Origin of the sequence: Proteus faecis, assembly GCF_030286765.1 — a bacterium.
In the GTDB taxonomy this organism is placed as follows: domain Bacteria; phylum Pseudomonadota; class Gammaproteobacteria; order Enterobacterales; family Enterobacteriaceae; genus Proteus; species Proteus faecis.
Genome location: NZ_JASVWV010000002.1, coordinates 77,468 through 90,183 on the forward strand (window position 1 = coordinate 77,468; position 12,716 = coordinate 90,183).

The window sequence follows — 12,716 nt, forward strand, 5'->3', positions numbered from 1 at the left end:
GTGTTATTGCTTGGGTTTAAAACGCAATAAGCGGTTTGCATTGCTAACAACAGTAATTGAGGATAAGGCCATTGCTGCACCGGCAACTACCGGGTTTAATAATGTTCCCGTGAATGGGTATAAAATACCAGCAGCAATGGGAATACCTAAGCTATTGTAAACAAAAGCACCAAATAGATTTTGCTTCATATTACGTAGCGTGCCTTTTGATATTTCAACGGCATCAGCAACACCATGCAAACTATGGCGCATTAATGTGATAGCCGCGGTTTCAATAGCAATATCACTACCGCCACCCATTGCAATGCCGACATCTGCTTTCGCTAATGCTGGGGCATCATTAATACCATCTCCAATCATTGCAACACGACGACCTTGTGCTTGAAGCTCAGTAATAGCTTGTGCTTTACCTTCTGGCATGACACCCGCAATAACTTGGTCAATACCGGCTTCTTTTGCTATTGCATTCGCAGTAATTGGATTATCTCCTGTTAACATTACTAGGCGATAACCTTGATGATGTAAACGTTGTAATGCACTTACCGTATCTTCTCTGAGTGGATCGCGAATCGAAAGTAATGCCGCAATTTTGCCGTTTTGCGCTAACAAAACAGGCGTAACACCTTTGGCTGCTTGGGAATCAATCAATGAATTAACTTCACTAATATCAATACCGGATTCAACCATCAATTTAGGGTTACCTAAAAGTACTGTTTTACCATTAATTTCACCACTTAGCCCCATACCAGCTAATGTACGAAACTTGTTTACTTCAGGAAAATCAATGCCTTCTGCTCGTGTTAAAATGGCTTTAGCTAATGGATGATTAGAACCATTTTCCAAAGAGGCCGCCAATGCCAGTGCTTGAGTTTCATCTACTTGATTGAAAGTATGAATATCAGTGACTTGAGGCATACCTTCTGTCAGCGTTCCTGTTTTATCAAACACTAAAGTATCTAGCAGACTCGCTTGTTGTAGTGCATCGGCATCACGAACTAATACGCCATATTCAGCCGCACGACCGACACCTGAAATAATTGACATAGGCGTTGCTAAACCTAAAGCACAAGGACAAGCTATAATAAGAACAGTTGTGATAATCACTAAGGCATAGGTAATTTGTGGCGATGGGCCAAAGAAATACCAAATAGCACCAGCAATAAGGGCGATAGCAACGACAATGGGTACAAATACACTTGATATTTTATCAGCTAGCTGTCCTATTTCAGGTTTACTACTTTGTGCTTGGCGAACTAATTTAATAATACGAGCAAGTGTTGTTTTACTTCCCACTGCTGCCGCTTTAAATAGCACCGAGCCATCTTGAACCGTTGTTCCAGCATGAATAGTGTCACCCACTGTTTTTTGTTGTGGAATGGGCTCGCCTGTCAACATTGCTTCATCCATCCACACTTCACCTTGGATAATTTCACCATCAACTGGTACTTTATCACCCGTTGCTAAACGTAAAGTCATTCCTTGTTTAACATCAGCTAATGGCATTTCAACTTCACCATTTTCAGTGATGACTCTTGCAGTTGGTGGCGTTAAATCCAATAGTCGCTCTAATGCTTTAGATGAACGCTGACGGGCTCTTTGCTCAAGCATATGACCCAGATTGATTAAACCGATGATCATTGCACTGGCTTCATAATAGAGGTGACGCGCTTGAGCAGGAAAAATGTCAGGCCATAAATTTACGGTAATGGAATAGAGCCATGCGGCACCTGTTCCTAATGCTACTAAGGTATCCATTGTGGCACTACGGTTTTTTAAGCTCTGCCATGCGCTACGATAAAAATGTCCCCCTGCAACAACCATTACAAACAATGTTGTAATGCCAATTGCTAACCAAATACTGTGGTTAGCTTCGGTGAGCATCATATTGTCGCCGATCATTCCCCAAATCATCACAGGAATACCGACAATTAACGCTAGTGCAGCTTGCCAGCGAAAACGTTTCATATTGGCAACAGCAACTTCTTGCTGACGTTCTCTACGTTTTATGTCGTCTTGGATAATTTCAGCACCATAACCGGCTTTTTCGATGGCAGACACAAGTGCATCATGATCGATTTCACCGGTCACTAATGCACTGCGCTCAGCTAGATTTACACGCACATTTTCAACACCATCAACGGATTGTAATGCTTTGTGAACCTTGTTTACGCAACTTGCACAAGTCATACCATCAATTAAAAGCTGAACACTGTTGTCATCGTCAATATTGATTTCAGCGCCATTATCAATATCAGCATTCTCGACTGGAACATCACAAACAGCCGCTGACGATGCTTCCAGTTGTGCATGCGTTTGCGCCAGCGGCTCAGTTTTTGGGAAATCAGTACCCGCTAGTTGTGCTTCAAAACCTGCCTCTGTAACGGCGGTAATTAAGGTTTCAGCGGTTGCAGAACCCGTTACTTTTGCGTGTGTTAATTCAACTTCAGCAGTGTCAACACCCGCTGTATTTTCTAGTGCTTTTTTAACTGAACTGACACAATGCTGGCAATTTAAGCCAGATAGAGTTAAATAAATTACGTTGTCAGTAGGAGCTAAGTTTGCTTGAAAACCTTCTGCAGTAATCGCAGCAATTAAAGTATCCGCATTTGCGTCACCAAAAATTTCAGCCGACTCTTTCGTTACATTAACGGCAACAACACCTTCAACGGCTAATAATGCTTTTTCAGTTTTACCGACACACTTCATGCAATTAAGGCCACTTAGGCTTAATTTTACATCGGGTTGTGTTGCCAGACTTGCTTGATAGCCTGCATCTTCAATGGTGTTGATTAAGCTTTCAGCAGTTGCATCGCTGTCAATTTTAGCGTATTGAATAGTTACTATTGCCTGCTCTATGTCATTGCGAGCATCAAGTGCTTTTTTTACACTGTTAACACAGTGGGAGCATGAGAGTCCTTTCAATGCGAGTATTACAGTTTTTGCCATGTTAATTATCTCCATCATAAAAGCGTTACCTCTATTATTGCGCAATATTCGGTAACTTGCTTTCTTTAAAGGTTTTTTCTTATTGAGATAAAGGCTAAACCTTTCCGCAAGGGGAAGGTCAAGGGGGAATTTTGAATATTAGTGAAATCGCCAGTAAAACAGGATTAACGGCTAAAGCCATTCGGTTTTATGAAGAAAAAGACTTGATAACCCCACCGGGAAGAGGTGAAAATGGCTATCGCTATTATCAGGCTCAACATATTGAAGAGTTAACATTATTACGACAAGCGAGAGAAGTTGGCTTTAATTTAGAAGAGTGTAGAGCTTTATTGATGTTGTTAAGAAATCCTTCTCGCCATAGTTCTGATGTGAAAGAAGCCACCTTAAAAAAAGTGGCTGAAATTGAGAAAACAATTAATGAGCTCAACGATATTCGCCAACGGTTACTTCTGTTAGCCAGCGAATGCCCCGGTGATGACGGAGCCGATTGCCCGATCATCGATCATTTGTCAGGGTGTTGTCATCACCAGAAACAGTCTGTTTAAGCGTAGTCACTTGTAAGGTAATACCATCAATTGCGATTACTGTTACTTTATCGCCGGCAACTAATGGCGTGTCTGAATAAACACGCCAACTGCCATCAGCTAATTTTACGCGACTAAAACCGTTTTCAGTATCTGATAATAAAACCGCGTGAACACCAATCAGTTGATGCGTTTTCTGATTTAAGTTTTCAGCTTCTTTTGATAGTTTTCTGCGTTTAAGCCAAAGGTGCCAAAGTACAGCACTAATAACCGTTAATATCGCAAATAGAATACCTTGAATAGGCCAGCTAACAGGCAATATCCATGTGATCAACGATACGCATAGAGCCGCCATTCCTGACCACAAAAGGTATCCTGCTGTTCCTAACATTTCTGTAATTAACAGCAAGCCACCAAGACAAAGCCAGAAAAGTGCAGGTTGAGCACTAATCCATTCAATCATAATTAATTGCTCTTGTTGCCAGAGTCACTTTTTTTGGTATTGAGTAATTCAGAAATACCACCAATCGCGCCCATGAGATTACTTGCTTCTAATGGCATCATAATAACTTTACTGTTATTAGCTGAACCAATTTGAGAGAGTGCATCAGTATATTTTTGAGCAACAAAGTAGTTAATGGCTTGCATATCACCTTTTGCAATGGCCTCAGATACCATTTGAGTTGCCTTAGCTTCTGCTTCTGCTGCACGTTCACGGGCTTCTGCTTGTAAGAATGCAGATTGACGCTCACCTTCAGCCTTCAGTATTTGCCCTTGTTTCTCACCTTCTGCTTTTAAGATAGCCGCTTGGCGAATACCTTCAGCTTCAAGAATGTCGGCACGTTTAGTTCGTTCAGCTTTCATCTGTGCGTTCATTGCAGAAATCAATTCTTTTGGCGGGCGAACATCACGAATTTCGATACGAGTAATTTTGATACCCCAAGGGTTTGTTGCATCATCAACAATTAGTAAAAGGCGACTGTTGATTTGGTCACGTTGAGAAAGGATTTCATCAAGTTCCATGGAGCCTAATACTGTACGGATATTCGTCAATGTTAAGTTGATAATTGCAAGTTCAAGATTATTAACTTCATACGCAGCTTTCACAGGGTCGATGACTTGAATAAAGCAGACCGCATCAATGCTAACGTTGGCGTTATCACGAGAAATGACTTCCTGAGACGGAATATCAAGGACCTGTTCCATCATATTGATACGACGACCAATACGATCAACAAATGGTATAAGAATTTGAAGTCCTGGCGCTAGAGTCCGAGTGTAACGACCAAAACGTTCGACAGTCCACTGATAACCTTGTGGAACGGTTTTAACACCACATAAAACTAAAATAATAGCGAATAAGATGATAATACCAATGACTATTTCCATATACCTGTCCTAAGTCTGCTTTTATAAGATAATAAAATTAATAAAGTAAAGAATACACCATACGACGATATTTAGACGCTAAATTATCATTAGTACCTAAGGCTGATAGAATATCCATCAGGGTTTTCTTAACTTGCCCATCACCTGCATTGAGATCTTTTTTGATAAAACTAAATAGCAACTCTAGCGCCTCTTCATTACGAGCAACTTCATGTAATTTTAGTGCGAGTTGAATAGCAAGATCGGTATTTTCAGGTTGTTGATTAAAATCGTTTTGTAGCTGTTGAATTTCAGGTGTGTCAGCAGCCTGTTTTTGTAATTCAATTTGCGCTAACAAACTATGGTAGTAACTGTCTTGATCTTGTAATGGGATAGTAATTAATAGCGTTTGAGCTTCTTCATTTTTATTTAAAGAAATTAATGCACCGGCTAGCGCAAGCGTAATTTCACTGTTTTTAGGAGCCAGTTGATGAGCTTCTTTTAGCAGAGGTAAAGCTTCGTCGGTTTTTCCTTCAGAAAGTAATTGCGAGGCTTGTGCTGCTTTTAATTCTTCTGGTTTTGGTAATACATTGGCTAACACTTGGCGAATTGCTTCTTCAGGTTGAGGGCCTTGGAAACCATCAACAGGGCGACCTTCTTGCAAAATGTAAACAGTAGGGATCGCACGTAGGCCAAATTGTGAGGCAATCATTTGTTCAACATCACAATCCAATTTTGCCAAAATAAATTGATCAGCAAATTCGGCTGCCAGTTTATCTAATGTTGCGCCAAGCTCTGCACAATGAGGGCTACGTTCTGAATAGAAATACATCATGACCGGTTTAGTCATAGATTGTTCTATAACTTGTTGAATATTTGATTCATTTACATCAACAATATGTGCAGTTGCTAACATTAACTTGCCCCTTTTTGAGAGTTTTAAATATAGATGCGATTTATAACGCTATTTTATTAATAAGTAAGGGTGGATCCTGAAAAATCAAGCCTTGCCACTTTGGCGACTGAGAATAACATCCATTAAAGCATCAGGTAGAAAACGTTTTAGTATTCTGACGGCGTAAGTCAGTAAGGTTACGGGATAACGTATCTTAGGTTTTGGGCTTTCTAAAGCATGAATAAGCTTTTTCACAACATCTTCAGGCGTTAATGTGAAACGACTCGCAATCCCCGGATTTTTTACGGGTTTATCTTTTTCGGCTTGAGCGACATTTTCAGTAAAACATGTTCGTATTGGACCTGGCTCTATTAAACTGACTTTAATACCTGTATGCGCAATTTCCATTCTTAGCGCATCAGACCATGCTTCTACTGCATATTTACTGGCTGCGTAAGCACCTCGACCCGCTGTTGAAATAATCCCCATAACAGAACTGGTTTGAATAATTCTTCCTTCACCATGAGGTAACATTGCTGGCAGAAGTAATGTAGTAAGCTGATGTAAACCAAAAAAGTTAGTAGAAAACTGTTTTTCCATTTGTTGGCGGGTAATGGCATCTAGTGAGCCATAAACACCAAATCCACCATTATTAAATAATCCATATAAACGACCGTTTGTTAGGCGAATAACTTCTAATGCCGCATTTTCAACGCTTTTTGGATCATCAAGATCAAGATAAATAGGTTCTAATCCCAGCGTTTCCATGCGTTCAAGATCTTCGCCTTTACGGCAAGCAGCAAGAACTCTATAGCCTCTTTTCTTTAGTGCTTTTGCCGCACAGAGTCCTATTCCACTGGAACTTCCTGTAATCAATACCGTTTTTTGCATAATTTTACAATTAATCTCGTTTAATCTACGTCAACTACTGTCAGAATAGTCTAACGTGTTAAGTAAGGGGATAATGTTTCATCCATCCACTGCGTAATAAAAGGCTGAGCATCTTCATTGGGATGTATGCTGTCATTTTGCATCCACTCAGGTTTATCTGCGATTTGCTCCATATAAAAAGGAAGCAGAGGAAGCGCATTATCTTCAGCAAGCTTTGGATAGATCGCTGAAAATGATTGTGTATAACGTTTACCGTAATTAGGTGAAATCATTATTTGCATAAAAAGTGGCGTAGCACCGGCATCTTTTACTTGTGTAATGATGTTTTGTAATGCCTCCTTTGTTTGTGCAACAGGGTATCCCTGTAAGCCATCATTTGCACCTAATTCAATTAAAACCCAGCGTGGTTGATGTTGTTTTAACAAATCAGGAAGCCTATTTTGCCCCTGAAAGGCTGTTTCACCACTAATGCTTGCATTAACAACATTAATTTCAGGGTAGGTTGTTTTCCATTTATCAGCAAGGCGTTGTGGCCATGCACTTTCAATCGGAAGACGATATCCTGCACTCAAGCTGTCACCAAAGATTAAAAAGGTATCAGCAGCAATAGCCTTAAAGCTAAACATCATCATAATGATAAGGAAAAATGTATGTCGACGGAAAAGGTTCTTGAAGTTCATCAGTTAACCAAACAAGTAGGACAAGGTGATAGTCAGATCTCTATATTGCAGGGTGTTGAGTTAGTTGTCGAGCCTGCTGAAACAATTGCGTTAATTGGTGAGTCAGGATCGGGGAAATCGACGCTTCTAGGGATCATTGCTGGATTAGATGATGGAAGCTCTGGCAGTGTGCATTTAATGGGAGAAGATCTCACAAAAATGAATGAAGAAGAACGTGCTAAGTTACGAGCCCAACATGTTGGGTTTGTTTTTCAATCATTTATGTTGATCCCAACATTGAATGCGCTCGAAAATGTGCAGTTGCCCGCATTATTAAAAGGTGAGTCAGAAAAGCATAGCCATGCGCGTGCAGTTGATTTACTTAAGCTGTTAGGATTAGGCGAACGTTTATACCATATGCCAGCACAACTTTCTGGCGGTGAGCAACAACGCGTTGCATTAGCAAGAGCATTTTGTACTCAGCCCGCTATTCTTTTTGCTGATGAACCAACTGGGAATCTTGATCGTAAAACGGGCGATAAAATTGCTGACCTGCTGTTCTCTCTTAACCGAGACTATGCCACAACATTGATTTTAGTAACACATGACAATGAGCTAGCTGCTCGTTGCCAAAGACGATTACGATTAGTAGATGGACAACTTAAGGAGGAGTCATGATTTGGCGTTGGTTTTGGCGTGAATGGCGTTCTCCCGCACTATTAATTGTTTGGCTTTCTTTAGCGCTTGCGGTTGCTTGTGTGCTTGCTTTAGGGCGTATAGGTGATCGCATAGATAAAAGCATTTACGCTCAAAGTCGTGATTTAATTGCTGGCGATTTAGTCTTACGTGCGTCTTATCCCGTTGATGAAAACTGGCTTACAGAGGCGAAGAACGAAGGGTTAACGCTCAGTCGCCAAATGCAATTTACCACGATGTCTTATGCTCCTGAAGGTGATACACCCCAGCTCGCGTTGGTGAAAGCTACGGATAAATTATATCCACTGTATGGTGAGTTGGAAACAGAGCCAGCAGGGTTAAAACCTGAAAAAGGAACTGCGCTTGTTGGTGCTAGATTACTCGAATTACTTGATATCAAAGTCGGCGATAAAATTGATGTAGGCGATGCATCCTTTACGATTAGTGGTGTATTAATTCAAGAGCCAGACAGCGGGTTTAATCCTTTTCAAATAGCCCCCCGTATTTTAATTAATCTTGATGATGTTGAAGCAACTGGAGCAGTACAACCCGGAAGTCGCCTAACTTATCGCTATATGTTTGCCGGTAATGAGTCCGTAATTGATAGTTATCAACAACGCTTCGATCCACTATTAAAACCCGATCAACGTTGGAATAGTTTAAAACAAGATAGTGGTGCGCTTTCGCAATCAATGGAGCGTGCTAAAAACTTTCTTTTACTTTCAGCTCTATTAACGCTATTGCTTGCTATATCGGCAGTTGCGGTTTCCATGGCTCATTATTGTCGCAGTCGTCATACCTTAATTGCGGTATTAAAAACATTAGGGGCAGATAAGCGTGCATTAAGAAAATGGATCATTGGGCAATGGGGCGTGATTTTGATTGGCGCTATTATTGTTGGTTCATTCGTAGGACTTATTTTCGAAACGATACTGCTACAAATTTTAGCGCCGGTGTTACCGAAAAGTTTACCCGATGCAAGTTTCTTACCATGGGGATGGTCTGTAGGCTCTTTATTGCTAATTGCATTATTAACGGGAATAAGGCCTTACTACCAATTAATGGCAACACAACCTTCCCGTGTATTAAGAAGTGATACTACGGCGCCTATATGGCCTCTTCGTTATTATTTACCGATAGTAGGCCTAATTGTTGTCGGTGCCTTAACGCTTTTTGCGGGAACAGGTGTTTTACTCTGGTCAATTCTATTTGGTGTTGTTGTTATCGCTTTTTTACTTGGAATAATTGGCTGGCTAGGGTTATGGGTATTAAAGCAATTTAAATTCCGTCAACTTAGTGCGCGCTTAGCCGTTACTCGTTTATTACGACAACCTTTTCAAACGATGACTCAGCTTGCGGCTTTTGCGCTTTCATTTATGTTATTAACGCTTTTAGTCCTTATTCAAGGGGATTTACTCGATAAATGGCAAAAGCAATTACCAGAAGATAGCCCTAATTATTTCCTCATCAATATGTCTGAGCCCCAAGTTCAAGAAATTAATACTTTATTGGCAAAGCATAATGTTGAGCCTACAGATGCATTCCCTGTGGTGTTAGCGCGTTTAACACAAATTAATGAGCATAATGCTAAAGAGTGGGCAGATAAACGTGATGCAGGTAATAACACCGTTCGTCGAGAGCTTAACTTAACATGGCATAGCGAATTGCCAAAAGATAACGTGATTGTTGAGGGAACATGGCCTCCTGAGGAGAATGGAGTTTCTCTGGATCAAGGTGTTGCAGAACAACTCGAGATTAAATTGGGTGATGAATTAACATTTGTCGGTGATACTCGTGAATTTAAATCCATTGTTACAAGTATTCGTCATGTTGATTGGGAAAATATGCGTCCTAATTTCTTCTTTATCTTCTCTGAGGAAGGGTTAAGTAATCAGCCAGAGAAATGGATGAGTAGTTTTTATTACAATGGTGAGGGTGGATTAATTACGGCACTAAATCGGCAATTTCCAACGGTAAGCGTGTTAGATACTGGTGCATTAATTCAGCAAGTTCAACAAATTTTACAACAAGTCAGCCGAGCATTAGAGATTATGGTTGGATTGGTCATGATCTGCGGAGCGTTATTGTTAGTTGCTCAAATTCAGGTAGGAATGACACAACGACGTATTGAGCTAGTGGTGTATCGAACATTAGGCGCAGGTAAATCATTATTAAGACGGACTCTTTGGGCTGAATTTGCATTATTAGGTTTAATGGCGGGGTTAGCCGCTGCCATTGGTGCAGAAGTCGCATTAAGCTTATTACAAATATCAGTGTTTAAGTTCCCGTGGCAACCGCAATGGGGAATGTGGCTCACTGTACCTATTGTTGCGGCATTATTACTTTCATTATGTGGCAGTATCTTAGGCGTTAGGTTGTTGCAAGATAAAGGTCAATATCGACGGATACAAGGCGAATAGTTAGAATAAATAAGAGTTATAAATAGTGTTAAATAAAAATGCTGATGCCATTAAGCATCAGCATTTTTTATGGGAAAGGATAAGATAATTATTCTTTTATAACATAAGCATAAATTTGCTTACTGCCATCTTCTTCATCATAAATATAGACCCCTTGAAGTTCAGTTGAAAAGCCTGGAAGCTGATTAATCGAGGCTTCAAGTGCCTGAAAATAACGTAAAACAGCACCTCCCCAAATTTCACCGGGTACAGCACATAAAACGCCAGGCGGATAAGGTAAAGCACCTTCAGCGGCAATGCGTCCTGCTAATTTATTTAAAGGTAAAAATTCAACATTACCACGAACAAACTCAATATTAGCTTGTTGCGGAGTTAATGCTCGTTTAGGAAAGTGACTCTTTCTAAACATCTGTTTTTGCAGTAATTTAATATTGTATCTGACACAAATATCATGCATTTCCTGACAGAGTTGTCGTAATGTATACCCCTGATAACGAGATGGATAGCGACGACACACAGAAGGCAAAATTTGTTCTAATGGCACATCTTCAACTAAGTGTTTTTCAAATTGAACAATCAAAGAGATTAAGCGATCAAACTTCGCTTGATGTTCTGCGGGGGTCAGCAAAAATAAGATTGAATTGAGATCGCTTTTTTCAGGGATAACGCCGTGCTCACGTAGATAATTTGCCAAAATAGAGGCTGGTACACCAAAAGATCCATATTCCCCTGTATGAGGCTCGATACCCGGCGTTGTAAGCATTAATTTGCAAGGATCCACAAAGTATTGATTGGTGGTGTAACCTTCAAATGAGTGCCAATCATCATTAGGAATAAAATTAAAAAAACGCTGATCGTGTGCGATTTCATCTGTGTCGTGATCTTGCCAAGCAATACCATCAACCACTTCAGGAATAAATGGCTTAATAAACTGGCACTGCTTTAGTAATGATTTACGGGCTTCAATGCCTTGCTTTACGCAACTCATCCACATAGCTTCACCACTTTTGCCTGAGTGCATTTTTGCATTGACATCAAGAGCGGCAAAAAGGGGATAAAATGGGCTGGTGGATGCATGCATCATAAAAGCATTATTCATACGTTTATGATTAACATAACGAGATTGCCCTTTAAGATGGGCATCTTTTTTATGTATCTGTGAGGTTTGTGAAAATCCCGCTAACTGCTTATGAACAGATTGAGTAACGAGAATACCAGGATCGTCTTCATTCAGTGTTAGTAACAAAGGCGAACATTGTTTCATCATTGGAATGAATTGTTCATAACCCACCCATGCAGAATCAAATAAAATATAATCACAAAGATGACCAATTTTATCGACAACTTGCCTCGCGTTGTAAATTGTACCGTCATAAGTGCCTAGTTGAATAACCGCTAAACGGAAAGGGCGTTTAGCGAATTGACGTTCCGGTGTAATTTCTGCAATTTGTTGGCGTAAATAGTGCTCTTCAAAGCAATGAGCATCGATACCACCAATAAAGCCAAAGGGATTACGAGCTGTTTCTAAATAGACAGGTGTTGCTCCAGCTTGAATTAGTGCACCATGATGATTGGATTTATGGTTATTTCTATCAAACAGCACTAAATCATTTGGTGCCAATAACGCATTTAAGGCAACTTTATTAGAGGAGGATGTCCCATTTAAAACAAAGTAGGTTTTGTCGGCATTAAACACTTGCGCGGCAAAAGTTTGGGCATCATAAGGCGCTCCTTCATGAATAAGCAAATCCCCCATTTCTACATCCGCATTACAGAGATCAGCGCGAAATAGATTCTCCCCAAAATATTGATAAAACTGTTCACCTACGGGATGACGACGGAAAAATTCTCCACCTTGATGACCGGGGCAATCAAAAGCAATGTTCTTTTCGGCAACATAATTCACTAAACGTGAAAAAAATGGGGTGGATAGGCTCTCTTCATATTGCTGCACCGCTTTATTAATTAATGTACTATTTTTTTGATGTGCACTTTTATCTGTAATGACAATCCCTGAAACTTGATTAAGCAATTCAGCACTGATTGCATCATTAAGATTAACAGCTATAAATACAGGGAGTTGAAAGCCAGTTTGATGAATGCGATCTAGTTCGCCGGACTCAATATCTGATAATGACAACACTACTGCTGATACTTGCGTTAAATTTGCATCAACAATATCAACAATCGGACGTTCACAATAAAAATAGTGTGAAAGAGTAGGGTGACACGCCAACTTCATTTTTTTCATTATACTCGCATTTGCATCAATAGAAGAATTGGCGACCAATATACTTGGTTGTGAATATGATTGAAA

The 12,716-nt window shown here is 40.2% G+C and carries 10 protein-coding genes; 3 read left to right on the forward strand and 7 right to left on the reverse strand.

Annotated elements, in window-relative coordinates; all coding sequences use genetic code 11:
• Positions 1-3: 3 nt before the first annotated feature.
• On the reverse strand, positions 4-2,946 hold the full coding sequence (gene copA, locus QSH13_RS04510) for a copper-exporting P-type ATPase CopA (protein ID WP_286038870.1): 2,943 nt from the start codon (positions 2,944-2,946) through the stop codon (positions 4-6).
• A 131-nt stretch (positions 2,947-3,077) separates the two neighbouring features.
• Between copA and cueR the strand changes: the two genes are divergently transcribed.
• Positions 3,078-3,491: a Cu(I)-responsive transcriptional regulator gene (gene cueR, locus QSH13_RS04515; protein ID WP_109397797.1), complete on the forward strand. Its 414-nt coding sequence runs from the start codon at positions 3,078-3,080 to the stop codon at positions 3,489-3,491.
• Here the strand turns inward: cueR and QSH13_RS04520 are convergent.
• From QSH13_RS04520 to tesA, 5 genes are all read right to left on the reverse strand, one after another.
• Positions 3,442-3,933, reverse strand: coding sequence for an NfeD family protein (locus QSH13_RS04520; RefSeq protein WP_109406564.1), 492 nt, complete (start codon positions 3,931-3,933; stop codon positions 3,442-3,444). The genes cueR and QSH13_RS04520 overlap by 50 nt on opposite strands.
• A 2-nt stretch (positions 3,934-3,935) precedes the next feature.
• Positions 3,936-4,859 (reverse strand): SPFH domain-containing protein, encoded by a 924-nt coding sequence (locus tag QSH13_RS04525; RefSeq protein ID WP_109397795.1) that lies wholly within the window; start codon positions 4,857-4,859, stop codon positions 3,936-3,938.
• Positions 4,860-4,896: 37 nt separating this feature from the next.
• Positions 4,897-5,754: a co-chaperone YbbN gene (locus QSH13_RS04530; protein WP_109397794.1), complete on the reverse strand. Its 858-nt coding sequence runs from the start codon at positions 5,752-5,754 to the stop codon at positions 4,897-4,899.
• An 84-nt stretch (positions 5,755-5,838) separates the two neighbouring features.
• The gene (locus QSH13_RS04535) at positions 5,839-6,624 is read right to left on the reverse strand and encodes an SDR family oxidoreductase (protein ID WP_109397793.1); all 786 of its coding nucleotides are present in this window, start codon (positions 6,622-6,624) and stop codon (positions 5,839-5,841) included.
• 50 nt (positions 6,625-6,674) lie between these two features.
• Positions 6,675-7,304 (reverse strand): multifunctional acyl-CoA thioesterase I/protease I/lysophospholipase L1, encoded by a 630-nt coding sequence (gene tesA, locus QSH13_RS04540; RefSeq protein WP_109406565.1) that lies wholly within the window; start codon positions 7,302-7,304, stop codon positions 6,675-6,677.
• On the opposite strand from tesA, the gene ybbA reads away from it, so the two are divergent.
• Both ybbA and ybbP read left to right on the forward strand, forming a co-directional pair.
• Positions 7,275-7,961 (forward strand): putative ABC transporter ATP-binding protein YbbA, encoded by a 687-nt coding sequence (ybbA, locus tag QSH13_RS04545; RefSeq protein WP_109397791.1) that lies wholly within the window; start codon positions 7,275-7,277, stop codon positions 7,959-7,961. The two genes, tesA and ybbA, sit on opposite strands and share 30 nt — an antisense overlap.
• The gene (ybbP, locus tag QSH13_RS04550) at positions 7,958-10,399 is read left to right on the forward strand and encodes a putative ABC transporter permease subunit YbbP (RefSeq protein WP_286038871.1); all 2,442 of its coding nucleotides are present in this window, start codon (positions 7,958-7,960) and stop codon (positions 10,397-10,399) included. Before ybbA ends, ybbP begins: the two co-directional genes overlap by 4 nt.
• A gap of 88 nt (positions 10,400-10,487) precedes the next feature.
• On the opposite strand, the gene QSH13_RS04555 is transcribed toward ybbP, so the two are convergent.
• The gene (locus QSH13_RS04555; RefSeq protein WP_286038872.1) at positions 10,488-12,650 is read right to left on the reverse strand and encodes an ornithine decarboxylase; all 2,163 of its coding nucleotides are present in this window, start codon (positions 12,648-12,650) and stop codon (positions 10,488-10,490) included.
• Between the last annotated feature and the right edge of the window lie 66 nt (positions 12,651-12,716).

Coding starts and splice junctions, on each gene's coding strand:
- ybbP (WP_286038871.1), top strand. CDS start 7,958: ATGATTTGGCGTTGGTTTTGGCGTGAATGGCGTTCTCCCGCACTATTA.
- ybbA (WP_109397791.1), top strand. CDS start 7,275: ATGTCGACGGAAAAGGTTCTTGAAGTTCATCAGTTAACCAAACAAGTA.
- QSH13_RS04530 (WP_109397794.1), bottom strand. CDS start 5,754: ATGTTAGCAACTGCACATATTGTTGATGTAAATGAATCAAATATTCAA.
- QSH13_RS04525 (WP_109397795.1), bottom strand. CDS start 4,859: ATGGAAATAGTCATTGGTATTATCATCTTATTCGCTATTATTTTAGTT.
- QSH13_RS04535 (WP_109397793.1), bottom strand. CDS start 6,624: ATGCAAAAAACGGTATTGATTACAGGAAGTTCCAGTGGAATAGGACTC.
- copA (WP_286038870.1), bottom strand. CDS start 2,946: ATGGCAAAAACTGTAATACTCGCATTGAAAGGACTCTCATGCTCCCAC.
- tesA (WP_109406565.1), bottom strand. CDS start 7,304: ATGAACTTCAAGAACCTTTTCCGTCGACATACATTTTTCCTTATCATT.
- QSH13_RS04520 (WP_109406564.1), bottom strand. CDS start 3,933: ATGATTGAATGGATTAGTGCTCAACCTGCACTTTTCTGGCTTTGTCTT.
- QSH13_RS04555 (WP_286038872.1), bottom strand. CDS start 12,650: ATGAAAAAAATGAAGTTGGCGTGTCACCCTACTCTTTCACACTATTTT.